The sequence below is a fragment of the Modicisalibacter coralii genome, assembly GCF_004117855.1.
Lineage (GTDB): Bacteria > Pseudomonadota > Gammaproteobacteria > Pseudomonadales > Halomonadaceae > Modicisalibacter > Modicisalibacter coralii.
Window position 1 is genome coordinate 88017 of record NZ_QWBW01000011.1, and the last position, 24358, is coordinate 112374.

Annotated in this window: 19 protein-coding genes; 2 read left to right on the plus strand and 17 right to left on the minus strand. The window is 68.5% G+C overall.

Annotated features, from left to right (window positions below):
* Positions 1 to 59: 59 nt before the first annotated feature.
* The 6 genes from D0901_RS07150 to D0901_RS07175 all read right to left on the minus strand — a co-directional run bounded on the left by D0901_RS07150 (position 60) and on the right by D0901_RS07175 (position 5853).
* Positions 60 to 1355 carry an MmgE/PrpD family protein gene (locus tag D0901_RS07150; protein WP_129139615.1) on the minus strand — a complete coding sequence of 432 codons (1296 nt, stop codon included), beginning with the start codon at positions 1353 to 1355 and terminating at the stop codon, positions 60 to 62.
* 31 nt (positions 1356 to 1386) lie between these two features.
* Positions 1387 to 2229: a nitrilase-related carbon-nitrogen hydrolase gene (locus D0901_RS07155; RefSeq protein ID WP_129139616.1), complete on the minus strand. Its 843-nt coding sequence runs from the start codon at positions 2227 to 2229 to the stop codon at positions 1387 to 1389.
* 81 nt (positions 2230 to 2310) lie between these two features.
* Complete coding sequence (locus D0901_RS07160; protein WP_129139617.1) at positions 2311 to 3201, minus strand: glycine betaine ABC transporter substrate-binding protein; 891 nt, start codon at positions 3199 to 3201, stop codon at positions 2311 to 2313.
* Between the two features lie 52 nt (positions 3202 to 3253).
* Entirely contained in the window at positions 3254 to 3985 is a 732-nt protein-coding gene (locus D0901_RS07165) for an ABC transporter permease (RefSeq protein ID WP_129139618.1), read from the minus strand.
* Positions 3986 to 3988: 3 nt separating this feature from the next.
* A complete protein-coding gene (locus tag D0901_RS07170) occupies positions 3989 to 5155 on the minus strand; it encodes an ABC transporter ATP-binding protein (protein ID WP_129139619.1) in 1167 nt (388 codons plus the stop codon).
* Between the two features lie 32 nt (positions 5156 to 5187).
* Entirely contained in the window at positions 5188 to 5853 is a 666-nt protein-coding gene (locus D0901_RS07175; RefSeq protein WP_129139620.1) for an ABC transporter permease, read from the minus strand.
* 257 nt (positions 5854 to 6110) lie between these two features.
* Here D0901_RS07175 and D0901_RS07180 point away from each other — a divergent pair, with 257 nt between their 5' ends.
* Positions 6111 to 6971, plus strand: a complete 861-nt coding sequence (locus tag D0901_RS07180; protein ID WP_129139621.1) for a nitrilase-related carbon-nitrogen hydrolase — start codon at positions 6111 to 6113, stop codon at positions 6969 to 6971.
* 9 nt (positions 6972 to 6980) lie between these two features.
* Here D0901_RS07180 and D0901_RS07185 read toward each other — a convergent pair whose 3' ends face one another.
* The 7 genes from D0901_RS07185 to hutI all read right to left on the minus strand — a co-directional run bounded on the left by D0901_RS07185 (position 6981) and on the right by hutI (position 17676).
* Complete coding sequence (locus D0901_RS07185; RefSeq protein WP_129139622.1) at positions 6981 to 9017, minus strand: CocE/NonD family hydrolase; 2037 nt, start codon at positions 9015 to 9017, stop codon at positions 6981 to 6983.
* A gap of 223 nt (positions 9018 to 9240) precedes the next feature.
* The gene (locus tag D0901_RS07190; protein ID WP_129139623.1) at positions 9241 to 10137 is read right to left on the minus strand and encodes a glycine betaine ABC transporter substrate-binding protein; all 897 of its coding nucleotides are present in this window, start codon (positions 10135 to 10137) and stop codon (positions 9241 to 9243) included.
* A 157-nt stretch (positions 10138 to 10294) separates the two neighbouring features.
* The gene (gene nhaC / locus D0901_RS07195) at positions 10295 to 11701 is read right to left on the minus strand and encodes a Na+/H+ antiporter NhaC (RefSeq protein ID WP_129139624.1); all 1407 of its coding nucleotides are present in this window, start codon (positions 11699 to 11701) and stop codon (positions 10295 to 10297) included.
* A 202-nt stretch (positions 11702 to 11903) separates the two neighbouring features.
* On the minus strand, positions 11904 to 13433 hold the full coding sequence (gene hutH, locus D0901_RS07200; RefSeq protein ID WP_129139625.1) for a histidine ammonia-lyase: 1530 nt from the start codon (positions 13431 to 13433) through the stop codon (positions 11904 to 11906).
* A 184-nt stretch (positions 13434 to 13617) separates the two neighbouring features.
* Positions 13618 to 15330 carry a urocanate hydratase gene (gene hutU / locus D0901_RS07205; protein WP_129139626.1) on the minus strand — a complete coding sequence of 571 codons (1713 nt, stop codon included), beginning with the start codon at positions 15328 to 15330 and terminating at the stop codon, positions 13618 to 13620.
* Positions 15331 to 15518: 188 nt separating this feature from the next.
* A complete protein-coding gene (hutG, locus tag D0901_RS07210; protein ID WP_129139627.1) occupies positions 15519 to 16475 on the minus strand; it encodes a formimidoylglutamase in 957 nt (318 codons plus the stop codon).
* Complete coding sequence (hutI, locus tag D0901_RS07215; protein WP_129139628.1) at positions 16468 to 17676, minus strand: imidazolonepropionase; 1209 nt, start codon at positions 17674 to 17676, stop codon at positions 16468 to 16470. Before hutI ends, hutG begins: the two co-directional genes overlap by 8 nt.
* Positions 17677 to 17935: 259 nt before the next feature.
* On the opposite strand from hutI, the gene D0901_RS07220 reads away from it, so the two are divergent.
* Positions 17936 to 19279 carry a YjiH family protein gene (locus D0901_RS07220; RefSeq protein ID WP_129139629.1) on the plus strand — a complete coding sequence of 448 codons (1344 nt, stop codon included), beginning with the start codon at positions 17936 to 17938 and terminating at the stop codon, positions 19277 to 19279.
* A 19-nt stretch (positions 19280 to 19298) separates the two neighbouring features.
* Here the strand turns inward: D0901_RS07220 and hutC are convergent, their stop codons facing one another.
* From hutC to leuS, 4 genes are read right to left on the minus strand one after another with little or no spacing between them, the layout of a single operon-like run.
* The gene (gene hutC / locus D0901_RS07225) at positions 19299 to 20012 is read right to left on the minus strand and encodes a histidine utilization repressor (RefSeq protein ID WP_129139630.1); all 714 of its coding nucleotides are present in this window, start codon (positions 20010 to 20012) and stop codon (positions 19299 to 19301) included.
* A gap of 13 nt (positions 20013 to 20025) precedes the next feature.
* On the minus strand, positions 20026 to 21084 hold the full coding sequence (gene holA, locus D0901_RS07230; RefSeq protein WP_129139631.1) for a DNA polymerase III subunit delta: 1059 nt from the start codon (positions 21082 to 21084) through the stop codon (positions 20026 to 20028).
* A complete protein-coding gene (locus D0901_RS07235) occupies positions 21081 to 21587 on the minus strand; it encodes an LPS-assembly lipoprotein LptE (RefSeq protein ID WP_129139632.1) in 507 nt (168 codons plus the stop codon). Before D0901_RS07235 ends, holA begins: the two co-directional genes overlap by 4 nt.
* Positions 21588 to 21618: 31 nt before the next feature.
* Positions 21619 to 24189 carry a leucine--tRNA ligase gene (gene leuS / locus D0901_RS07240; protein WP_129139633.1) on the minus strand — a complete coding sequence of 857 codons (2571 nt, stop codon included), beginning with the start codon at positions 24187 to 24189 and terminating at the stop codon, positions 21619 to 21621.
* Positions 24190 to 24358: the final 169 nt, after the last annotated feature.

A 24358-nucleotide genomic window follows, 5' to 3' on the forward strand; every position in this document is an offset into this window, starting at 1 on the left:
GCTCGCCGTCGCAGTCACAAGGACCGGGCCCGGGGGCCCGGTCTTTTCGTTATGGCCTGTCACAGCAGCGCGAGCAGGTCGCTCGCCGGTCGCGTTTCCAGTGTCTCGACGGCGTGGCGAATCGCCGTCGCGCGTTCACGCCCCAGCGCCGGTTCGGCGAGGGCGTGGAACTTGGCCTCCAGCTCGGCGTCGGCGAGCGGGTTGGTGGGGTTGCCGCGCGCCTCGCGGGGCGCGCTCTCCAGCACACGACCATCGTTGAGCTGCAACCGCGCCCGGGCCCAGCGCTCGGCCGGGAAGCGCGCGTTGAACGTCGCGTCCTCGCGGGTCTCGACGCGCGCCGCGATGTCGCGGACCACCGGGTCGGCCAGCGCCGTGGTCACGCCGTGGACGTCCACGGTGCCGAAGTACACCGCGCAGGCCACCGGCCAGGGCAGGCTGTACTGGGCCTGCTCGGTATCGGCGGGGTGCACGGTATGCAGCCGCTTGGCCTCGTGGAAGGTGTCGATCTTGATGCGCGCGATGTCGCGTACGTCCAGGGACTCGTCGACCAGGTCGAGCACCGCCTCGACGGCGGGCTGGGCCCAGCGGCACACCGGGTAGGACTTGAAGTACTGCTCGAACAGGTACCAGCGCTGGCCGAGATCGGCCCAGATCGGTTCGACGGCGGCGTCGGTCAGCGTCACGGCCGGCGCGCCGGTGAAGCCCTCCCGGGCCAGTAGCGCCGCCGAGACGCCGGTCATCGCGCCCCAGCCGGAGCCGTCCTTGACCATGGTGGGGTGATCGATGCAGCGCATCATCTGGCTGCGCGGCCCGTAGAACTCGGCGATGCCCAGCGCCTCGCGTAGTCGTGGGGCGTCCAGGCCGAACAGGCGCGAGGCGATCGCCGCCACGCCCAGGGCGTTCCAGGCGCCGGAGGTGTGGTAGTCGCACGCCGTGGCGTGCAGCGCGATGCCGGCGCGGGTGGCGATTTCGTAGCCCAGCGTCAGCCAGCCCAGCAGCGCCTTGCCGCTCAGCGCCTCCACCTCGGGCAGGGCGAGCAGGCCCGGCAGCACCGCCACGCCGGCGTGGCCCTTGGTCAGCACCTGGCCGTCGTGGGCGTCGAGGGCGTCGATCAGCCAGCCGCCGTGGAGCGCCACGCCGGTCGACGAGGCGCGCGCCGTCGAGAACAGCAGGGGCCGTTCGCCGCCGTGCTGCGCGGTGACGAAGCGCTCGGCGATCGTCGCCAGCGGTGTCCGGGTCGCGCCGGCGGCCACGCCGAGCAGGTCGAGCAGGCAGCGCCTGGCGTGCAGGTAATGGGCGTCATCCAGGCTCTCGGGGTCGAAGTCCTGAATCCAGTCGAAGGGCAGTGGGCTCATGGGGCGGTTCCTGAAGACGTGAGTGGGTGGCTCAGCGGTAGCCGTCCATCAACTGGCGGATCAGCGGCGTGTCGGCATCGCGCAGCGTGGGCAGTTCGAAGCGGGCCCGGGCGATGGCGGTTCGCGAGACGTCGGCGGCGATCAACTGTTCGCCGGCGTCGGCCTCGGCCAGCGATTCGCCGCGCGGGCCGAGAATGCGCGACCCGCCCCAGAAGTGGCTGTCGCCCTCGGGGCCGTAACGGTTGGCCATTACCACCGGGGTGCCGTAGGTCATGGCGTAGAAGCGCACGTTCAGCACCCAGTTGTCCTCGTTGGAGAAGGATTCGCTGACGATGCCCGACGCCGAGTTGATCGGCGCGCAGAGGATCGTCGGCCGGGCGAGCAGGGCGGCGTGGACCAGCGCCGGGTTCCACAGGTCGGCGCAGATCAGTTGCGTCGCCGTCCAGCCGGGGCGGATGGTGGTGTGCGTGAGCCGTTCGCCGTGGCTGAACCACTTGCCTTCCTCGAGGCCGCCGTAGGTCGGCAGGTTGAGCTTGCGGTGCACGCTGACGACTTGGCCGTGCTGGAGCATCGCCAGGGCGTTGTAGTATTCGCCGGGGCTGGCTTCCTCGACGAAGCCGACCACCGTCTGCATGTCGCCGGCGGCGTCGGCCAGCGCCTGCAGTCGCGGGTCCTCGCGCGGGAAGGCGACGTCGATCACCCCGGCGCCGAGCCCGTAGCCGGTCAGCGAGAGTTCGGGGAAGACCAGCAGTTCGAGACCGCGCCGGCGCCCTTCGCCGATGATCGCGTGGTGGCGCGTCAGGTTGGCGTCGACATCGCCCAGCGCGGCGTTGATCTGGGCCGCGCCCACGCGCAATGTGTCCTGGTAGTGCATGCCGTCCCCTTTGCTGCGTTGGAAACGTTGCCGCGTTAAAAACGCGATGGCCGCCTCGCGGGCGGCCATCGTGAAGCGTGCTTACAGCAGGTCGTGTTCCTCGAGGAAGTCGTGGGCGACCTTCTCGATGGCTTGCTTGTCGACATCGACACTGGCGTTGAGCGAGGCCATGGTCTCGTCGTCGAGCAGCTCGGAGAGCTTGGCCATCTGCGCGTCGAGTTCGGGGTTGGCGTCGAGGGTCTCCTGGCGTACCACCGGCGTCAGCGAGTAGGCCGGGAAGAAGTTCTTGTCGTCCTTCAGGACCCGGAAGTCGAAGGCCGGGATGCGCCCGTCGGTGGCGAACACCAGGGCGACATCGACCTGGCCGTCGCGCAGCGCCGGGTAGGTCAGGCCGGAGTCCATGCGCTTGACGTTGGGGCGGCCGAAGCGGAAGCCGTAGGTCTGCTGCAGCGGGCGCAGGCCATCCTCGCGGGCGTAGAACTCGGCGTTGGAGGCGAAGGTCAGCGCCTTGCCGTCGTTGACCGCCTTGGCCAGGTCGGAGATCGTCTCGATGCCGCGCTTGTCGGCGTCTGCCTCGCGCATCGCCAGGGCGTAGGTGTTGTTGGCGTGGGAGGGCGCGAGCCACACCAGCCCCTTCTCGGCGTCGAGTTCCTTGACCTTCTGGTAGGTTTCCTCGGCCGACAGGCCCTCGGCGGACTCGTCGTTGTAGTTGATCAGCGAGGTCCCGGTGTATTCCCAGTAGAGGTCGATCTGGCCGTTCTCCTGGGCCTGGCGCAGCACCGCCGAGCCCATCCCGGCGCGCTTGTCGACGTCGTAACCCAGCCCCTGCAGGTACTGGGTGGTCATGCTGGTGAGGATCTGCTGCTCGGTGAAGTTCTTGCCGCCGACGACGATCTCGTCGGCCTGGGCGGTGGCGGCGATGCCGGCGCTCAGGGCGAGTCCGGCCAGTGTTGCGGTCAGGGTGCGAATCATGGGCTTGGTTCTCCTTGCGGTTATTGTCGGGCGCGCGGATGGCCGCTCTCGATCAGGCGCGCGCCGGGTTGACCCCGCGCGGCACGACGAGGAAGGCGACCAGCGCGATCAGGGCGTCGACGACGATGGCCAGCAGGGCGGTGGGAATGGCCCCGGAGAGCATCATCACGGTGTCGTAGAGGTCGATGCCGGTGAAGATCAATTCCCCGAGCCCGCCGGCGCCGATCAGAAAGGCCAGCGGCACGGTGCCCACGTTGATCGCCAGCGCCGTGCGAATGCCGGCGAAGATCACGTAGAGGGCGTTGGGCAGCTCGACCCGGAAGAGACGCTGCGCGGGTGACATCCCCAGCCCCGCGGCGGCCTCCATCAACGCCGGCGACACGCCTTTCAGGCCAACGTAGGTATTGCGGGTGATCGGCAGCAGCGTCGCCACGGTCAGCCCGAAGACGGCCGGCGTGGTGCCGATGCCCAGAAAGCTCATCGACAGCGCGAGTACCGCCAGGGTCGGGATGGTGGTGCCGACGTTGAGCACCTGCATCAGCGATTCCGCCCAGCGGCTCATGCTCGGCCGCGAGAGCAGGATGCCCAGCGGTACGGCGATGGCGATGGCCAGGCCGCCCGAGACGGCGGTCAGGAACAGGTGCTGGACGGCCAGGTAGCGGATGTCGGGAATGTAGTAGGCGAACTCCCCGATCATGCCGCTGCGCTGGGCCCAGACGCCGGCCGCGAAGAGCAGCATCGCCAGCCCCCAGCGCCCGGCGCTTTTCAGCGAGCGAATCGGCATGCCTTACTCCTTGCCCGCGGGTTGCGAACGCAGCGCGGCGCTCTCTTCCGAGCGCGAGCGATAGCGGGACCCCAGGTGGTGGGTCATGGCGCGCTGGGTGATATGGCCGCAGACCCGACCGTCGTCGTCGACGCAGGGCATCCAGGTGGTGTCGTTGGCGAACATCTGCGAGGCGACCTTGCGCAGGTCGTCGTCGAGCCGGGCCACCGGCGGCGCCGCCTGGAAGTGATCGCGACAGTAGCCACGGGTGGTGCGGGCCACCGCCCGGGTGACCATCCCGGCGGGCTCGTTGCGGTCGTTGATCATCAGGATGGCGTTCTGGTAACCGAAGTCGTCGATGCGTGACAGGGCGGTTTCCAGGGTGTCGTCGGGGCGCACCGTGCCCAGGTCGTCGGAGAAGACCTCGCGCACCTTGACCAGGTTGAGACGCTTGAGCGCGCGGTCCTCGCCGAGGAACGACTCGATGAAGGCGTTCTTGGGCGCCGAGAGCAGGTCGTCCGGCGCCGAATACTGGACCAGCCGGCCTTCGCGGAACACCGCGATGCGATCGCCCATCTTGATCGCCTCGTCGATGTCGTGACTGACGAACATGATGGTCTTCTTGAGTTCCGCCTGCATCTTGAGGAACTCGTCCTGGATCACCGCGCGGTTGATCGGGTCGATGGCGCCGAAGGGCTCGTCCATCAGCATCACCGGCGGGTCGGCGGCGAGCGCCCGGGCGACCCCGATGCGCTGCTGCTGACCGCCGGACAGCTCGCTGGGATAGCGCTTGAGGAACGCCTCGGCGTCCATGGCGATCATGTCCATCAGCTCGCGGGCACGCTGCTTGTAGGCCGCCTTGTCCCAGCCCAGCAGGCGCGGCACCACCGTGATGTTCTCCTCGATGGTCATGTTGGGGAACAGCCCGATCTGCTGGATCACGTAGCCGATGTTGCGGCGCAGGTCCTGGGTGTCCATGCCGGTGGTGTCCTGGTCGTCGAGGAACACCTTGCCTGAGGTGGGGCGCACGATGCGGTTGATCATCTTCAGGGTGGTGGTCTTGCCGCACCCGGACGGGCCGAGCAGGATGCAGATCTCCCCCTCGGGCACGTCCATGGAGATATGGTCGGCGGCGACGACGGCCCCCTTGGGCGTATCGAAGACCTTGGTCAGGTTGTCGAGTCGTATCATGGCAGAACCTTGTCGATTGGGCGTTGTCGCGCTCAGGCAGCGGTGGCGTCGCGTTCCATCCCCTTGGGGGTCAGGCGCTTCTGCAGCGCCAGCAGGGCGTAGTCGACGACGATCGCCAGCAGGCTCACGGCCACCGCGCCGACGATCAGCTGGCGCGGATCGGACTGCGAGATGCCCCGGCTGATCAGGGTGCCCAGGCCGCCGGCGCCGATGTAGGCGGCGATCGCCATGACGCCGATGTTGAGCACCACGGCGGTCCGCACGCCGGCCATGATCACCGGCACCGCCAGCGGAATCTCGACCATGCGCAGGCGCTGATTCTGGCTCATGCCGATGCCCCGGGCGGCCTCGCGCAGCGCCGGGTCGACGTTGTTGATGGCGGTGTAGGTGTTGCGGATGATCGGCAACTGGGAGTAGAGCAGCACGGCGATCACCGCGGGCACGTAGCCGATGCCGTAACCGAAGATCGACAGCAGCGGGATCATCACCCCGAACAGGGCGATCGAGGGAATGGTGACGATGATCGAGGCCAGGTAGAGCACGCCCTTGGCCAGGCTCTCGTTCTTGGTGATGGCGATGCCGATGGGAACGCCGGTGAGCGTGGCGATCCCCACGGCCACGCTGACCAGGCTGATGTGTTCCAGGGTCAGGGTCCCCAGCAGCTCGAGATTATCGAGCACGTATTGCAGTAATTCCACGGGCTTGGTCCTCGCACTGGCGAACGAGTATGTCGTTTGAGTGCTTAGAAATTTCTTATCTGAGAGGCGTTTTATAAGTTCGAATTATGAAGTGAGCATAACATGCTTTTCTCGGCCGCCCGCCGCAGCGGGCATTGGGATGTGCAATGCCAGTCATTTGAGGTGGCAATGAGCCCTGGATAGGAAATCCCCCGGCTTCGCCGTATCCTCGTCGACGATAATTCCGTGTTTTCATGCACCTCCCAGGAGGCCCTCACGTGAGTGCTTACAGGGCGAATTACCGACTCGCCGCCGCCCAGATCAACTGCTCGCTGGCCGATGTCGCGGCCAATCTCGAGACCCATCGTCGACTCATCGCGCAGGCCCGTCAGCGGGCTGTCGATGTGCTGCTGTTTCCCGAGCTGTCGCTGACCGGCTACGACCTGGGGGAGCGGGTCCCGGGGGTGGCGATGCGCCGTGACGATCCGCGACTCATCCGCTTGGCGGAGGCGGTCGGTGACATGCTCGTCGTGGTGGGCTTCGTCGAGACCGTGGGGCGTGGCGAGTATGCCAACGCCATGGCGTGCCTGTGCCACGGCCGGGTCGTCGCCGTGCATCGCAAGCTCAACCTGTGCACCTACGGCGGCCACGAGGAGGGCAAGCATTTCGGCAAGGGGCAGGCGCTGACCGTGGCCGACGCCGACGGTCTCGCCTGTGGCGTGATGATCTGCGCCGACCTTTGGAACCCGGGGCTCGCCCATGCGGCCATGCTGGAGCGCCCCGACGTGATGCTCGCGCCGGTCAACGCGGCGACGGGGATGGTCGATGGCGATTTCGACGACGAAGGCAACTGGCTGCTCTGCCTGAAATTCTACGCCATGATGTACGCCACGCCGCTGGTCATGGCGCACCGCTACGGCGCCGAGGGCGATGCCTGGTTCTGGGGCGGCAGTTGCATCGTGGGTGTCGACGGCGGCGTGCTGGCGCGGGCCGACGACGGCGAGGGGCTGGCGGTGGCCGCGATCGACACCGCCGATATCGCCCGGGCCCGCTTCGCCATGCCCACCCATCGCGACGCCGACACCCCGCTGGTGGCCTCGCTGCTGGCGCGGCGGCTCGAGCGCGAGCGGCAGGGCTGAGAACGCTCGTTACACCCAGCGTCGGGGGCGCCGCGTGATCCAGCGTCGATCGATGACGCGTTCGCCGTTCTCGAAGGCCTGCAACCGCGCTTCCAGATAGAACCCGTCGGCGTCGCAGCGCAGTTGTGCCCAGGTCTCGGTGTGGGCGCACCAGTCGTCGCGCCGGAAGGTCTGCCGCCAGCTCTTGCTCATGGTCGCGGTAGCCGGCGCGTCGGGGTGGATGGCGTAGCGTTCGTCCGCCGAGGCGACGTTGCGCAGGCCATGGTCGTAGGCGACCTCGCCGAAGTCGTCGACGATGGCGTGCCGCGTCCAGCCGTCGGTCAGCGAGTGGCTGACCTCCCGGGACTGGCCGCCCGCGCGCACCACGCGATGCTGCACGGGGCCGGAGAACACCGCCGGCGCGAAGCTCACCGGCGGCGTTTCGTGCGCGGTGCGCTCGGGCAGGACGAGGTGGCAGCCAGTCTCGTGCAGGGTCAGGGTGACCGGGTAGGGACTCGGCCAGACCAGCGGCCAGTAGGCGGTGGTCACCGAGACGCGCAGCCGGTGGCCGGCGACGAAGCGGTGACAGGCCTGGTTGAGGCGCACGGTGACGTCGAGCGGGGTATCCCGGGGCACCTCGGACGGGGCGGCGTGGCTGTCGCGGTGGCAGAGGTTGAGCACACCGTAGGAGACGCGCTGCGACACGCCATCCGGCGATACGTCGCAGAGCCGCACGATCAGGTTGGCGCGGGGCTGGTCGACGCTGACGCGCAGCGCCAGTTCCGGGCGTCCCAGGATCACCGTGTCGCTTTCCAGCGGCGGAGTGTCGTAGACCAGCGAATGGGCGTCGTCGGCGCGCTGGTCGCCGGCGATCTCGGGGCCGCTGCTGTGAGGGATGTACTCGCCGCACTGCAGGCCGTTGTCGGCGGGTGCCCACAACCGTGCCTCGCGGTGGGTGGCGTCATCGTCCGGCGCCTGCAGTCGGCCGTCGCCCAGCGCCAGGGTGTGCGAGCGCACGTGCGGGCTCGGCCACTGCGTCTCGGCGAGCCACTCCCCGGGAATGTCGCGGCGTTGCGGGTCGGCGCCGGAGAAGCCCTGGCAGTACACGCGGTAGAGCGGCTCCGCCATGATCCCGGTGTCGCGATCCTTCAGCCAGTGATCCCACCAGCGCAGCGCTTCCTGGAGGAAGCCGATGGTCGGTCCTGGCATCGCCAGATGCGGGTAGGCGTGGGGCCAGGGACCGACGATGCCGCGTCGCGGCCCCGGGGCGTGTTCGACGATCTCGGCGACGAAGTTGACGTAGGCGTCGGCCCAGCCGGTGACCGCCAGGATCGGCGTGGTCAGCCGCGCATAGTCCTCGCACACCGAGCCGTGGCGCCAGTAGGCGTCGCGCGTCTGATGATCGAACCAGTGCTCGGCGACGAACGGCTGATGGGCGAGCCGGTGTCGCCAGAGGTCGCGCCAGTCGTCGCGCAGGGCGGGATCGGGCGGACGCGACATGAACGACAGCGACGACGCCGCCCAGCCGAAGTTCTCGTTGAGTACGCAGCCGCCCTTGTAGTGGACGTCGTCGTGGTAGCGGTCGACCGTGGCGCCGACGGCGATGATCGCGGCGAGCGCCGGCGGCCGGCGAGCGGCGACCTGCAGCGAATTGAAACCGCCCCAGGAGATGCCCAGCATGCCGACGCGCCCGCTGCACCAGGGCTGCGCGGCGATCCAGGCGATCGCCGCGACGATGTCGTCCTGCTCGCCGGTGAGGTATTCGTCCTCGAGCACGCCGTCAGAGTCGCCGCTGCCGCGCAGGTCGATGCGCAGCGCGGCATAGCCGTGGCCGGCGAAGTAGGGGTGCATGCGTTCGTCGTCGGCGCTGGTGGCATCGCGCTTGCGGTAGGGAATGCACTCGATGATCGCCGGGACCGGGTGTGCGTCGGCGTCCGCCGGTCGCCACAGGCGCGCCGCCAGGCGCGTGCCGTCGGGCAACGGAATGAAGAGCGCCGGCTCCTCGACGATGGCGTGCGGAAAGTCGCGGACTTCCCGGGCGTCGGGTTGGCTGCCGCTGGGAAACATGGCCTGTCCTGTCGTCGGAACGGGGCGATGCCGGCATCGCCCCGACGGTGAGACGAAAAAGGGGGAGAAACGAACGGTCAGGGGAGCACTGAATAAATTGGCGAGCGGTGTAAAGCACGAGGCGTACGGCGCGCAGGGACCGCAGCCTATGGGGTATAGGTGAGGATCCTGAGCACCGCACAACGAAGTGATTTGCCCGCGCAGCCATTTATGCAGGGTTTCCCTAGAGGAGGTCGTGTTCGGTCAGGAAACTCCGAGCCACCTTGTCGATGTCCTGATCGTCGATGTCCACGCGGCTGTTGAGATCGATCAGCGTCGTGTCGTTCAGGGCGGCGGACATGCGGTTGAGCAGTGGCTTCAGGTCGGGATGCGCCTCGAGGGTTTCCGCGCGGACCACCGGCGCCAGCTGATAGACCGGGAAGAACTGCTGGTCGTCGTCGAGGACCTCGAAGTCGAAGGCGCCGTTGCGACCATCGGTGGCGAACACCAGGGCCACGTCGACCTCGCCGTCGCGCAGGGCGTTGTAGGTCAGCCCCGAATCCATGCGCTTGACGTCGGCGCGCGGGAAGCGAAAGCCGTAGGCCTCCTGCAGCGGCCGCAGGCCGTCGTCGCGGGCGTAGAACTCGGCGTTGGAGGCCAGCGTCAGCCCGGCCCCGTCGTTCATCGCCGCGGCCAGGTCCGAGAGCGTATGGATGCCGCGCTGCTCGGCGTCGGCCTCGCGCATGGCCAGGGCATAGGTGTTGTTGGTGTCCGAGGGATCGAGCCAGACCAGGCCCTTGTCCGCATCCAGCCGCTTGGCGGTGGCGTAGGTCTCGGCGGCAGTGTCGGGTTGCGGCTGATCGTTGAACAGGATCACCGAGTTGCCGGTGTATTCCCAGTAGAGGTCGACCTGACCGTTCTCCTGGGCCTGGCGCAGCACCGAGGTGCCCAGGCCGTCGCGCTTGTCGACGTCGTAGCCGTGGGCGTCCAGCAGTTGGGCGGTGGCCGAGGTGAGAATCAGGTGTTCGGTGTAGTTGAGGCCGCCGACCACGATCGGCTCGTCGGCGGCCTGGGCCGTCGCGGCCGCGCCGGCAAGGCTCAGCCCCAGGGTGGTCAGCAGTGTCGCGATGGGGTGCTTCACAGCGAGAGTCCTCTGTTGTTATCGGATACGACTTTCGTCGCCGATCCAGAGTAACGCACCCCGCCGCGTCGATTGATGAGTATCCGTGATACCTGCGATAGCGGATCCCGCGGATGGGGCGGAGGCCACACGGCACTCCGGGGAGTGCCGTCGGGGGTCACCGGGAGGCGGGGGCCGGCGACCGGGCGTCGCGGTTGCTGACGATGGCGATGCCGGCCAGCGCCATGGCGATGGAGATCAGTGGCACCGTGTAATTGAGCACCGCGTAGGGCGCATAGGCCCAGGCACTGACGCCCAGCGCGCTGTAGACGAAGATCGCGTCGGTGCTCCACGGCACCAGCGCTGAGGTGATGGTGCCGCCGTCCTCCAGGGCCCGGGACAGGTTCTTGGGGTGCAGGTCCTTGTCGCGGAAGGCGTGGGCGTACATGCGCCCCGGGATGATGATCGAGATGTACTGCTCGGCGGTGATCACGTTGGTCAGGAAGGAGGAGCCCACGGTGACGGCGCACAACGAGCGGCCGCTTCTGGCCAGCGCGACGATGCGCCCGACGATGGCGTCGAGCATGCCGGTACTTTCCATGATGCCGCCGAAGGTCATGGCGATGATCGCCAGCGAGATGGTGTACATCATGGCGTCGAGCCCGCCCTGGCTGAGCAGCTTGTCGACCCCGGCGTTGCCGGTATCGGCGACATAGCCGCCCTGGAGGATCGTGAACAGCGATTCGACGTCGCCGCCCTGCACCCACAGGTAGGCGAGGCTGCCCATCACGATGCCCAGGATCAGCGTCGGCACGGCCGGCACCTTGCTGATCGCCAGCAGCGGGATCGCCAGCGGGATGACGAACAGCCAGGGCGTGATCACGCTGTTGGCCTCCAGATTGGTGATCACGGTGGTGATGGCCCGGTCGATGTCGGCGCCGCCATGCCCGCCGGCCATGATCCAGAACACGATCAGCGCGATCACCAGCCCCGGCACCGTGGTGTAGAGCATGTGCCGGATGTGGGCGAAGATGTTGGCGCCGGCGATGCCCGAGGCGAGGATGGTGGTATCGGACAGCGGCGACATCTTGTCGCCGAAGAAGGCCCCGGAGACGATCGCCCCGGCCAGGGCCGCCGGTGACAGGCCCATGCTGGTGCCCGCGGCCATGCCCGCCACGCCCAGGGTGCCGATGGTCGACCAGGAACTGCCCATCATCAGCGTGCTGACCGCGCAGATCAGCATCAGGGTGGGCAGGAAATACTCCGGCGACAGGAACTCGAGCCCGTAGTAGATCATCGTGCCGACCACCCCGCCGGCGACCCAGGAACTGATCAGCAGGCCGACCAGCATCAGAATGATCACCGCCGGCAGCACCTTCTTGATGCCGTCGTAGACGAACTGTTCGATGTCCGCCCAGGCATAGCCGTAGCGCCAGGCCACCAGACCCGCGGCCACGGCGCCGATCAGCAGGGGAACGTGAGGGCTGCCGTCGAACATCATGATCGTCGTCATCATGGTAATGATCATCACGGCGAAGGGCAGCAGGGCGACGAGAAAGGGGATGGGACGTCGTTGTTCGGACATTAAAACGACCTTGAAATGAGGAAACACTGAATCACTGCCTGCGCGAGCGCATCGCTGCGTTGCGCGGTACTCGAATGCTCGCCTAACTACCTGTTATGTCTCGCATTCTGTGTTCCGTGCGCCTTGCTCTGCATCACGCTCGGCAATTGCTACAGCGCTTCCTGTGACTGTAGACGCCATCGCCCGCGACGCGGGCGTGGGGTCAGTGACTGGGCAACAGGCCGGGATCGAGCAGCGCGTTCAGCACGCCCGCGGCGAGCAGCGTTTCGGCCTGCTCGATGTCGGGGGCGAAGAAACGGTCCTCGGCGTAGTAGGGGACCCGCTCGCGCAGCCACGTGCGAGCCCGTTCCAGCGCCTCGGTGCTGTGCCGGCCCTCGCGGAAGTCGAGGCCCTGGCAGGCGGCCAGCCATTCGATGGCGACGATGCTGCGCACGTTGGCGGCCATTTCCCACAGCCGCCGACCGGCGGCGGGGGCCATCGACACGTGATCCTCCTGGTTGGCGGAGGTCGGCAGGCTGTCGACGCTGTGCGGGTGCGCCAGCGCCTTGTTCTCGCTGGCCAGGGCCGCGGCCGTCACCTGGGCGATCATGAAGCCGGAATTGACCCCGCCGTTCTCGACCAGAAAGGGCGGCAGCTGCGACATGTGCTGATCCATCATCAGCGAGATGCGCCGCTCGGTGAGCGAGCCGATCTCGGCGATCGCCAGTGCCAGGTTGTCGGCGGCCATGGCCACCGGCTCGGCGTGGAAGTTGCCGCCCGAAATGATATCGCCTTCGCTGGCGAATACCAGCGGGTTGTCGGAAACGGCGTTGATCTCGACGGCCAGTACCTCGGCGGCCTGACGCAACTGGGTGAGTACCGCCCCCATCACCTGGGGCTGGCAGCGTAGCGAGTAGGGGTCCTGGACCTTGCCGCAGTCGGCGTGCAGGTCACTGATCTCGCTGCGCTCGCCGAGCAGCCGGCGGTAGGCCGTGGCGGCGTCGATCTGGCCGCGCTGGCCGCGTACCTCGTGGATGCGCGCATCGAACGGCGAACGCGAGCTGAGCGTGGCCTCGACGGTCAGCGCGCCGCACACCGTGGCGGCGGCGTACAGGTCCTCGGCCTCGAATAGCCCCTTGAGGGCGTAGGCGGTGGACACCTGGGTGCCGTTGAGCAGCGCCAGGCCCTCCTTGGGGGCCAGCGTGAGCGGCTCGAGGCCGGCGACAGCCAGCGCCTCGCGGGCCGGCAGCCACTCGCCGCGATGGCGTGCCTGACCCTCGCCGAGCAGCACCGCGCTCATGTGCGCCAGCGGGGCCAGGTCGCCGGAGGCGCCCACCGAGCCCTTGGCCGGGATCCGCGGGTAGACCTCGGCATCGAGCAGCGCGATCAGTGCATCGAGCACCACGCGGCGGATGCCGGAGAAGCCGCGCGCCAGGCTGTTGACCTTGAGCGCCATGATCAGTCGCACCAGGGCGTCGTCCAGCGCCTCGCCGGTGCCCGTGGCGTGCGAGAGCACCAGCGAGCGCTGCAGATCCTCGAGCCGGTGCTGGGGGATGCGCGTCTGGGCGAGCAGGCCGAAGCCGGTGTTGATGCCGTAGACGGTACGGTCCTCGGCGACCACGCGGTCGACGCAGGCAACGCCGGCGGCGATCGCGGCATCGGCCGGCGGTGGCAGGGCGAGGGACACCGGCGCCGCGAACACCTGGCGTGCCTGCGCCAGGGTCATCTCGCCGGGTTGGATTTCAAGGGACATGCAGTGGCTCTCCTGAGCAGGCCTGAGCAAGGTATGTTGGTCATGGCGCGATGCGCTATACCGGCGACAAGCCCGAGCGAGGGCGCTGTAAACCCGTCCCTGGGCGTTGCCGATGCCTTCCCTGGCATCGAACCCTCGCTTCGACTCGTCCCCGGCGCTCATCGCGCGAATGTATGGGGTCGCGTCATGACTGGTCGAGCATCGGTAGGTCGAGAGTGTTCTCCGCCGCGCAGCGCCGGGCGATAGCGTAGCCGGCGTCGGCATGGCGCATCACCCCGCTGGCCGGGTCGTTGCGCAGTACCCGGCCCAGGCGGGCATGCGCATCGTCGCTGCCGTCGGCGACGATGACCACCCCGGCGTGCTGCGAGTAGCCCATGCCCACGCCGCCGCCGTGGTGCAGCGAGACCCAGGTGGCGCCGCCGGCGGTGTTGAGCAGTGCGTTGAGCAGCGGCCAGTCGGAGACCGCGTCGGAGCCATCCTGCATGCCTTCGGTCTCGCGGTTGGGGCTGGCCACCGAGCCGGAGTCCAGATGGTCGCGGCCGATCACCACGGGCGCCTTGAGTTCGCCGTTTCTGACCATCTCGTTGAACGCCTGGCCGAGGCGCGCACGATCCTTGAGGCCGACCCAGCAGATGCGTGCCGGCAGACCCTGGAAGCTGATCCGTTCGCGGGCCATGTCCAGCCAGTTGTGCAGGTGCGGGTCGTCGGGGATCAGTTCCTTGACCTTGGCGTCGGTCTTGTAGATGTCCTCCGGGTCGCCGGACAGTGCCACCCAGCGGAAGGGGCCGATGCCCTGGCAGAACAGCGGGCGGATGTAGGCCGGCACGAAGCCGGGGAAGTCGAAGGCGTCGTCGACGCCCTCCTCGAGGGCCATCTGGCGGATGTTGTTGCCGTAATCGAAGGTCGGGATGCCCTGCTTCTGAAAGGCCAGCATGGCGCGCACGTGCACCGCCATCGACTGCTTGGCGGCCTGGGTCACCATCCCGGGTTCGGTCTCGCCGCGGGCCACGTAGTCGTCCCAGGTCCAGCCGGCGGGCAGGTAGCCGTGCAGCGGGTCGTGGGCGCTGGTCTGGTCGGTGACCATGTCCGGCTTGACCCCGCGCTCGACCAGCTCGGGCAGCACGTCGGCGGCGTTGGCGCACAGGCCGATGGAGATCGCCTTGCCCTCGGCGGTGTAGCGCTCGATGCGCGCCAGGGCGTCGTCGAGATCGCTGGCCTGCTCGTCCAGATAGCGGGTGCGCAGGCGGAAGTCCAGACGCGACTGCTGGCACTCGATGGTCAGCGAGCAGGCGCCGGCGAGCGTCGCCGCCAGCGGCTGGGCGCCGCCCATGCCGCCCAGCCCGGCGGTGAGGATCCAGCGGCCGGTGAGCTTGCCGTCGTAGTGCTGGCGGCCGGCCTCCACGAAGGTCTCGTAGGTGCCCTGGACGATCCCCTGGGAGCCGATGTAGATCCACGAGCCGGCGGTCATCTGGCCGTACATCATCAGGCCTTTTTTATCCAGCTCGTTGAAGTGCTCCCAGTTGGCCCAGGCGGGCACCAGGTTGGAGTTGGCGATCAGCACCCGCGGCGCGTCCTTGTGGGTCTGGAACACGCCCACCGGCTTGCCGGACTGGATCAGCAGCGATTGATCGTCCTCCAGACGCCGCAGGGTCTCGACGATCCTGTCGAAGCATTCCCAGTCGCGGGCGGCGCGACCGATCCCGCCGTAGACCACCAGGTCCTCGGGGCGTTCGGCGACGTCGGGGTGCAGGTTGTTCATCAGCATGCGCAGCGGCGCCTCGATGAGCCAGCTCTTGCAGGAGCGTTCGGGTCCGGTGGGCGCGGCGATGCGGCGGCTGGGATCGTGGCGCCGGGTGATCGGGCGCTGGCCGTCGGGCAGGGTGTGATGCTGGTTCATGGTGATGTCCTCGTTAGCGATGTCGGGCGTGAAACGGTGTTGTCCCCGAGGGCAGACCCTCCGGTGGGCAGGCACTTCGCGAAGGCGCTGTGAACCCTTCCTTGGGCGCTACCGATGCCATCCCTGGCATCGGACCTTCGCTGCGGCCTGCCCCCGGGGCACTCTGCCGGTGCGTGCCATGCACCCACTCAGCCAGTCAGGGTCAGAGTGTGGACGATCCGGGCGGCGACCTTGGCGGTCCGACCGTCGATGTCGTGTGTCGGGTTGAGTTCGGCGATATCGGCCAGGGCCAGCTTGCCGCTGTCGCGGACCGCCTCGACCAGCGACTCGAGCAGCGCCAGTGGCACGCCGCGGGCGGCCGGCGCGCTGACGCCCGGCGCCTCGGCGGCGGGCAGCACGTCGAGGTCGACGGTCAGATAGAGCCGGTCGCAGCGCACCATGAAGCGTTGCAGGTCGCGCCGGATCGCCGGCAGCGTGGCGTGAGTGATGGCGCGATCCTCGCGGCTCAGCACGCCGAGCGATGCGGCCCGCGCGAACAGCGCCCGGGTGTTGCTGGCGCGACTGACCCCCAGACAGGCGTAGTGGAACGGCCAGCCACGCTGCCGGCAGTCGGCGGCGATCTGGGCGAAGGGGGTGCCCGATGAAGGGCCGTGCTGCGGGTCGCGCAGGTCGAAGTGGGCGTCGAGATTGACGATGCCGACCCTCGGCGTTCGTTCGTCGGCGGTTCGCCGGCGGGCTTGCAGATGCCGGGCCAGGCCCTGCCAGCTGCCGAAGGCGATCTCGTGACCGCCGCCCAGCACCAGCGGCGAGTGACCGGCGTCGAGCAACGTCGCCACGCGCTCGCCGAGGCGTCGCTGGGCGTCTTCGAGGGCATCGCCGTCGCAGCGCACGTCGCCGGCATCGTAGGCCGGGCCTCGGCGGTGCCAGGCCAGTGGCGCCAGGGCCCGGCGGATCGCCGATGGCCCGTCGACGGCGCCCGTCCGGCCGTGATTGCGTGCCACGCCGGCATCCGAGGCGAAGCCCAGCAGGGCGCAGCCCGGTGCGTCGCCCTCGGCGAGCGGTCGGATCCGCTGGTGCCAGCGTTCGCTGTCGGGCTCGGGGTCGGTGCGTCCCTGCCAGAGGCTGCGGTCGAGGGTCTCAGCCATGGGTGAGTTCCCCTTTGAAGAGGCGCTGGCGCAGGCGACCGGGCTGCACGGCATAGGCGAGTTCGGCCGGGGTTTCGACGTCCCACACGCACAGATCGGCGGGCGCGCCGACTTCCAGGCGGCCGAGCTCGGTCCGGCCCAGGGCGCGGGCGCCGTGGGCGGTCATCCCGGCCAGCGCCTCGCGGGGCGTCAGCCGGAACAGCGTGCAGGCCAGGTTGAGCATCAGGGTGGGCATGAACAGCGGCGAGCTACCCGGGTTGGCGTCCGTGGCCACCGCCATCGGCACGCCGGTACGCCGCAGGGCGTCGATCGGCGGCGCTTGCGTCTCGCGCAGGGTGTGAAAGGCGCCGGGCAGCAGTACCGCCACGCTGCCGGCCGCGCGCAACGCCTCGACGCCGGCCGTGTCGAGGTATTCGATGTGGTCGGCGGACAGCGCTCCATGACGCGCCGCCAGGGCGCTGCCACCGAGATTGGAGAGCTGCTCGGCGTGAGCCTTGATCGGCAGCGCGTGCGCCCTGGCGGCCCGGAAGACCCGCTCGCACTGGGCGGGGGAGAAGGCGATGGTCTCGCAGAACACGTCGACGGCGTCGGCCAGGCCCTCGCGTGCCGCCGCGGGGAGGATCGCCTCGCAGACGTGATCGATGTAGCCGTCGGCGTCGTCGGCGAACTCCGGCGGCAGTGCGTGGGCGGCCAGCAGGGTGGTGACGACGCGAATCGGCAGCGCCTCGCCGAGGCGGCGCGCCACGCGCAGCATCTTCAACTCGTTCGCCAGGTCCAGGCCGTAGCCGGACTTGATCTCGACACAGGTCACGCCGTCGTCGATCAGAGCCTGCAGGCGCGGCAGAGCGCGTGCGAACAGGGTCTCCTCGCTGGCCTCGCGGGTGGCGCGCACGGTGCTGATAATGCCGCCGCCGCGGCGCGCGATCTCGGCGTAGTCGACGCCCTCGAGGCGCTGCTCGAACTCGTCGGCGCGATTGCCGCCGAACACCAGGTGGGTGTGGCAGTCCACCAGGCCCGGGGTCATCACGCCGCCGCGGCCCATCTCGCGGCAGTCGGCGAACGCCGCCGGATCGAAGCGTGACATCGGGAGGCGTTCGGCGATGCGCCCGTCCTCGACGATCACCGCCATCGGCTCGGGCAGGGTGGCGAGGCCGTCGAAGAGGGTCATGTCTCGCCATGCCATGCGTGTCGACCGGGTCATGAAAGTCTCCGTTATCCGTAATGTATATACATTTAAGCGGTCGCCCGATACGCGTCAAGGTCGGCGACTCGCAGGCCACCGCTGCGGCGTGCATCGACTCTTCCACAAACCCATGGTTTTAAATGGATTTCTTGAGATTTCACGACGACGGCGAGGCGTTATTAGACCTTGGTCCAACTGACGCTGGCGGGAAAAGGGCGTGACGATGGGGGCGTCTTAATGTATATACATTAAAAAATCACAACGAGAGGCGATTCCCATGTCCCATTCCGACGAAGCCTTCGAGGGGGCCGATGAGACGCGAGCCGACGGTTCGCCGAGCAACGTCCTGCGTCTGTTCGTGCCCAGCCTGCTGGGTATCCTGATCTTCTTCGTGCCGTTGACCATCGACGGCAAGACCACCATTCCGCTCGATCACATGGTGACCGGGGCGCGTCATCTGCTGGGGGCGCTGGATGGCTGGTACGCGCTGGCGCTGATCGTTGCCGGGGCGCTGTATCCGGTGATCAGCGGGCAATGGCGGCGCAGTCTCACCGACCGGGTGTTCACCGTGCTCAAGTGGCTGGGGGTCGTCGCGGCGGTCATGGCACTGTCCGGCTGGGGGCCGGCGGCACTGTTCGAACCCGACATGCTACCGTTTCTGTTCGACAAGCTGGTGATCTCGGTGGGGCTGATCGTGCCCATCGGCGCGGTGTTTCTGGCGCTTTTGATCAGTTACGGGCTGCTCGAGCTGATCGGCGTGCTGATGGAGCCGGTGATGCGGCCGGTGTGGCGCACCCCCGGCAAGTCGGCGATCGATGCGGTGGCCTCGTTCGTCGGCAGTTATTCGATCGGCTTGCTGATCACCAACCGCGTCTACCAGGCGGGCCAATATTCGGCGCGCGAGGCGGCGATCATCGCCACCGGCTTTTCGACGGTCTCGGCGACCTTCATGATCATCGTCGCCAAGACCCTGGACCTGATGGCGGTTTGGAACCTGTATTTCTGGCTGACGCTGCTGATCACCTTCTTGGTCACGGCGGTCACCGTGCGCCTGCCGCCGCTGTCGCGCCTCGACGATACCAAGTCGGTCACGGAGGACGCGGTCCCCGCCGGGCAGCGCCTGAGCACCGCCTGGCGGACCGGGCTGGCGGTGGCCGCCCGGGCGCCGGGGTTGCGGCGCAACGTGGCCTTGAACGTCAAGGAGGGGCTGCTGATGGCGATCGGCATCCTGCCGTCGATCATGTCGGTGGGGCTGATCGGGCTGCTGCTGGCCAAGTACACGCCGCTGTTCGACTGGCTGGGCCTGGTGTTCTACCCGGTCACCGCGCTGTGGGGGCTCGACGAGGCCCGGGCGCTGGCCCAGGCGGCGTCAGCCGGGCTTGCCGAGATGTTCCTGCCGGCCCTGCTGATGGGCGATGCCGGCTTCGCGGCGCGCTTCGCCACCGGGGTGGTCTCGGTCGCCTCGGTGCTGTTCTTCTCGGCTTCGATCCCCTGCATCCTGTCGACCAGCATCCCGCTGTCCGTGGGGCGCATCGTCGTGGTGTGGTTCCTGCGCACGCTGCTCAGCCTGCTGCTGGCGATTCCGGCCGGGTACATGGTGCAGGCGCTGGCCGGCGGCTGAGTCGCGCCGGGCCCAGCGATCAGGCGCGGCGCCGCTGCATGGAGGAACGCAACTTGTAGCGGTCGCCGGGATGAAGCAGCCGCGCGTAGCTGATCAGGTGGTCGTCCGACCACGTCCGGCGCACCATGCTCAGGCAGGGGGCGCTGGCGGGGATCTCCAGCCATTCGGCGGTGTGGGCGTCGACCAGCACCGCCTCGACCACGTGCTCCATGTCGGAGATCGGGCAGGCGGCGACCAGGACTTCGTTGGGCGTGTGCCGGGCGAAGTCGGTGTCCAGGTAGTCGGGCACCCAGCGGGGATTGACGTAGCGATCCTCGAGCTGGATCGGCACGCCGTTCTCGCGATGGATCAGGATGCTGTGGAAGACCCGGGTGCCGAGGCGCACGCCGAGGCGCAGGGCGACCTCGTCGTCGGCCTCGATCGCCTCGCGGCGCAGCACGTCGTTGCTGTAGACATGGCCGCGGCCCTGCACTTCCTCGGCGATGTTGTGGATCTCGAGCAGCGAGGATTCCGCCTTGAGGTCGGTGACGAAGGTGCCCAGCCCCGCCTGACGCACCAGATAGCCTTCGTGGACCAGGTCGCGGATCGCCTTGTTGGCGGTCATGCGGCTGACCTCGAACTGCGTGGCCAGCTGCTCCTCCGGGGGGATCTGGTGGTGGACGGGATACTCGCCCGTGCGGATGCGCTCGAGCAGGTACTGCTTGATCTGCTGATAGCGGGGCGCCCGGGTCATGAGGGTGTCTCCATCAGGCGCTGCGATAGGCCTGGGGCATCTCGGCGAGCAGACCGCGGCCGCCGGCGAGGGTCAGGGCGAGATCGTTGAGGCCGTCCCAGACGGGCAAGGGCAGGCCGCCCTTGATCGCCTGGTCGATGCGCTGGGCGAACAGCAGCAGCTTGTGCAGGCGACGGTGGGGCAGCCGCTGCAGGGCCTGCTGGTAGTTGGGGCGCCGCTTCTCGGGGATCATCGGGCGCTGGGCCTTGCAGGCGTGTTCGAGGCTCTGGCCCTGATCGAGATGCTGGCGCAGCGAGAGCAGGGTGCGCATCTCGCGGGTCAGTGCCCACAGCACCACCGGTGCCTCGATACCCTCGCCGCGCAGGCCGCGGACGATGCGTACCGCGCGCTCGCGTTCGCCGCGCAGACAGGCGTCGGTGAGGGTGAAGACGTCGAAGCGGGCGTTGTCCTCGACGCCGCCGGCGATCGCCTCGACCCCGAGACGCGCGCCGGGCGGATGCAGCAGGGCGAGCTTCTGCAGCTCCTGGTCGGCGGCCAGCAGGTTGCCTTCGGTACGTTCGCCGAGCAGGCGCGCGGCGTCCATGTCGAGCTGCAGGCCGTGGCGGCCGGCCCGGTCACGCATCCAGAAGCCCAGCCGCGCGTGATCCACCGGCCACACCGGCACGAACAGGCCGAGCTTGTCGAGGGCCTTGAACCACTTGCTCTGCTGCTGGCGGCGGTCGAGCCGGCCGGCGGTGATCAGCAGCACGTCGTCGCTGCCCCCGGCCTGGGCGGCGTAGGCTTCCAGGGCCTTGCCGCCTTCCTGGCCGGGGGCCTGATCGCCCAGGCGCAACTCGATCAGCTTGCTGGTGGCGAACAGCGACAGGCTGGCGGCGGACTCGGTGAGCCGCCCCCACTGGAAGCCGTTCTCGACGTGGAGCACCTCGCGCTCCTCGACGCCGCGCTCGCGAGCGACCCGGCGCACCTCGTCGCAGGCATCGCGATGCAGCAGCGGCTCGTCGCCGGCGACGATCACCACCGGCGGCAGGGACTTGCCGAGCGCCTCCGGGAGCTTGTCGGGAAAGACCTTCATGAGCTCGGGTCGAGACTCTGCAGGCGATCGAGCAGACGCGACGCGGCCTCGCGGCGCAGGTCCTTGATGGCCGCCTCGCGGCGGTCGCCGCGAACCAGCAGGTCGCTGGCGTTGGTCTGGTAGATCGACGACACCTCGAGGTCCTGGCGTTCGAGCAGGTAGGCGTCGTCTTGCACGCGCTGGACCGAGAAGGGCACGGACAGGCGCAGCTCGATGTCGCGGCTGCCGGCATCGTTGGTGGTCAGCGGCGTCTCCACGAGTCGCTCGGTACCCAGGTTGAGCCGCCAGGGCGCGTCATCGACCGTGTCGACGCCGCTACGCCGCAGGGTCTGGCGGACCGCGTCGGTGAGCGGTGCGGCCGGCCCGGCGAGCGTCAGGCGGTCGAGGCGCATCGCCACTTGGTCGCGGCCGCGCAGGTGAAAGCCGCAGCCCGCCAGAGAACCGGCGGCGAGCAGGGCGAGCGACCCGCCCAGCGAGCGGGTCAGGAAGGTACGACGGTTCATGGCGGTCTCCTTGCCTCGACTCACGTCGATCTCAGTTGGCGACGATGTTGACCAGCTTGCCGGGGACCACGATCACCTTGCGTACCGTCTTGCCCTCGACATGACGCTGCACGTTCTCGGCGGCCATGGCTTCGGCCTCGACGGCATCCTTGGCGGCGTCGGGGGCGACCTCGATGCGCGCGCGCAGCTTGCCGTTGACCTGCACGGCGAGTTCGACGCTGTCCTTGACCAGGGCGCTCTCGTCGAGCCGGGGCCAGCGAGCGTCGATCGCCGGTTCGTCATGGCCGAGCTGCTGCCACAGGACATGGCAGGCGTGCGGGGTGATGGGGGCGAGCAGCAGCACGCAGGCCTCGACCGCCTCGCGGGCCACCGCCAGCCCCTGCGGGCGGGTATCCGTGAAGCGGCCCAGCGCGTTGGTCAGCTCCATCACCGCGGCGATGGCGGTGTTGAAGGTGGTGCGCCGGCCGATGTCGTCGCTGGCCTTGGCGATGGTCTCGTGGGTCTTGCGGCGCAGGGCCTTCTGGTCGTCGTCGAGCGCGTCGACGTCGAGCGCGGCCGGGGTGCCGGCGTTGACGTGGTCGGCGACCAGCTTCCAGAGGCGCTTGAGGAAGCGGTGGGCGCCCTCGACGCCGGCATCGGACCACTCCAGCGACTGTTCCGGCGGCGCGGCGAACATCATGAACAGCCGCACGGTGTCGGCGCCGAAGCGATCGATCATCGCCTGCGGGTCGACGCCGTTGTTCTTCGACTTGGACATCTTCTCGATGCCGCCCATCTCGACCGGCTGGCCGTCGCCGCGGTAGACGGCGCTGAGCGGCCGGCCCTTGTCGTCGCGACGCACGTCGACGTCGGCGGGGTTGAACCAGTCCTTGCCGCCGTCGGGGGATTCCCGGTAGAAGGTCTCGGCGATCACCATCCCCTGGGTGAGCAGGCGCTGGAAGGGCTCGTCGCTCGCGACCAGGCCGAAGTCGCGCATCAGCTTGTGGAAGAAGCGCGCGTAGAGCAGGTGCAGGATGGCGTGCTCGATGCCGCCGATGTAGAGATCCACCGGCAGCCAGTAGTCGGCGCGCTCGTCGAGCATGGCTTCGGGGTTGTCGGCGCAGGCGAAGCGGGCGTAGTACCAGCTCGATTCCATGAAGGTATCGAAGGTGTCGGTCTCGCGGGTCCAGCCGTCGCCCAGGTCGAAGAAGGCGGGCATCTTCTTGAGCGGCGAGCCGCTGGCGTCGACCTCGACCTCCATGGGCAGGGCGACCGGCAGCTCGTCGTCGGTGAGCGGCACGGTCTGGCCCTCGGGGCCGTACTTGATGGGGATCGGCGCGCCCCAGTAACGCTGGCGGGCCACGCCCCAGTCGCGCAGGCGGAAGTTGGTCTTGACCTCGCCCCGGCCGTCGGCCTCGAGGCGCAGGGCGATCGCCCGGAAGGCGCCGTCGAAGTCCAGCCCGTCGAATTCGCCGGAGTTGATCAGCTTGCCGTGCTCGGCGTAGGCGCCCTCGGACAGGTCCGGCGCGTTACCGTCGGCATCGGCGATCACCGCCTCGATGGGCAGGCCGTACCTGGTGGCGAACTCCCAGTCGCGCTGGTCGTGGCCGGGCACCGCCATCACCGCGCCGGTGCCGTACTCCATGAGCACGAAGTTGGCCACGAAGATGGGCACCTCGCGGCCGGACAGCGGATGGATCGCCTTGAAGCCGGTGTCGCGGCCGCGTTTTTCCATGGTCGCCAGGTCGGCTTCGGAGGTGCCGCCACGGGCGCATTCCTCGAGGAAGGCCGCCATCTCGGCATCGCCGTCTGCGGCGGCACGGGCCAGCGGATGTCCGGCGGCGACGGCGACATAGGTCACGCCCATCAGGGTGTCGGGGCGGGTCGTGTAGACGTGCAGGGCATCGTCGTGGCCGGCGACGTCGAAGGTGAGCTCGACGCCGCGCGACTTGCCGATCCAGTTGCGCTGCATGGTCTTGACCTGCTCGGGCCAGTCGACATGCTCGAGATCGGCCAGCAGTTCCTCGGCGTAATCGGTGATCTTGAGGAACCACAGCGGGATTTCCTTGCGCTCTACCAGGGCGCCGCTGCGCCAGCCGCGGCCGTCGATCACCTGCTCGTTGGCGAGCACGGTGTTGTCGACCGGGTCCCAGTTGACCGTGGACATCTTCTTGTAGACCAGGCCCTTCTCGACCAGCTTGGTGAAGAACCACTGTTCCCAGCGGTAGTAGTCGACGTCGCAGGTGGCGAACTCGCGGTCCCAGTCATAGGCGAAGCCCAGCGCCTTGAGCTGGCTGCGCATGTAGTCGATGTTCTGGTAGGTCCAGTCGCCGGGCGGCACGCGATTCTTGATCGCCGCGTTCTCGGCGGGCATGCCGAAGGCGTCCCAGCCCATCGGCTGGAGCACGTTCCTGCCCTGCATGCGCTGAAAGCGCGAGACCACGTCACCGATGGTGTAGTTGCGCACGTGACCCATGTGCAGCTTGCCGCTGGGGTAGGGGAACATCGACAGGCAGTAGAACTTCTCGCGAGCGGCGTCCTCTATGGCCTTGAAGCAGGCGTTCTTTTCCCAGTAGTCCTGGGCGGCTGACTCGGTGACGTGGGGCTGGTACTGAGTGTCCATCGTTTGCGTGGTGCACCTTGCATGTGGGCTTGTGACTGATGGCACCGAACGCCTCGATGCCGGCGTGACCCGGGCTGACGGCTCGACCCGCGATCGGGGAGCGCGGTCCGGCCCCGGGAGATAACACCCTGCCGTACAATATGTTAGAAATCGGTCAAGGCGGTCACGG

Coding starts and splice junctions, on each gene's coding strand:
- D0901_RS07150 (WP_129139615.1), bottom strand. CDS start 1,355: ATGAGCCCACTGCCCTTCGACTGGATTCAGGACTTCGACCCCGAGAGC.
- D0901_RS07155 (WP_129139616.1), bottom strand. CDS start 2,229: ATGCACTACCAGGACACATTGCGCGTGGGCGCGGCCCAGATCAACGCC.
- D0901_RS07160 (WP_129139617.1), bottom strand. CDS start 3,201: ATGATTCGCACCCTGACCGCAACACTGGCCGGACTCGCCCTGAGCGCC.
- D0901_RS07165 (WP_129139618.1), bottom strand. CDS start 3,985: ATGCCGATTCGCTCGCTGAAAAGCGCCGGGCGCTGGGGGCTGGCGATG.
- D0901_RS07170 (WP_129139619.1), bottom strand. CDS start 5,155: ATGATACGACTCGACAACCTGACCAAGGTCTTCGATACGCCCAAGGGG.
- D0901_RS07185 (WP_129139622.1), bottom strand. CDS start 9,017: ATGTTTCCCAGCGGCAGCCAACCCGACGCCCGGGAAGTCCGCGACTTT.
- nhaC (WP_129139624.1), bottom strand. CDS start 11,701: ATGTCCGAACAACGACGTCCCATCCCCTTTCTCGTCGCCCTGCTGCCC.
- hutH (WP_129139625.1), bottom strand. CDS start 13,433: ATGTCCCTTGAAATCCAACCCGGCGAGATGACCCTGGCGCAGGCACGC.
- hutU (WP_129139626.1), bottom strand. CDS start 15,330: ATGAACCAGCATCACACCCTGCCCGACGGCCAGCGCCCGATCACCCGG.
- hutG (WP_129139627.1), bottom strand. CDS start 16,475: ATGGCTGAGACCCTCGACCGCAGCCTCTGGCAGGGACGCACCGACCCC.
- hutI (WP_129139628.1), bottom strand. CDS start 17,676: ATGACCCGGTCGACACGCATGGCATGGCGAGACATGACCCTCTTCGAC.
- D0901_RS07220 (WP_129139629.1), top strand. CDS start 17,936: ATGTCCCATTCCGACGAAGCCTTCGAGGGGGCCGATGAGACGCGAGCC.
- hutC (WP_129139630.1), bottom strand. CDS start 20,012: ATGACCCGGGCGCCCCGCTATCAGCAGATCAAGCAGTACCTGCTCGAG.
- holA (WP_129139631.1), bottom strand. CDS start 21,084: ATGAAGGTCTTTCCCGACAAGCTCCCGGAGGCGCTCGGCAAGTCCCTG.
- D0901_RS07235 (WP_129139632.1), bottom strand. CDS start 21,587: ATGAACCGTCGTACCTTCCTGACCCGCTCGCTGGGCGGGTCGCTCGCC.
- leuS (WP_129139633.1), bottom strand. CDS start 24,189: ATGGACACTCAGTACCAGCCCCACGTCACCGAGTCAGCCGCCCAGGAC.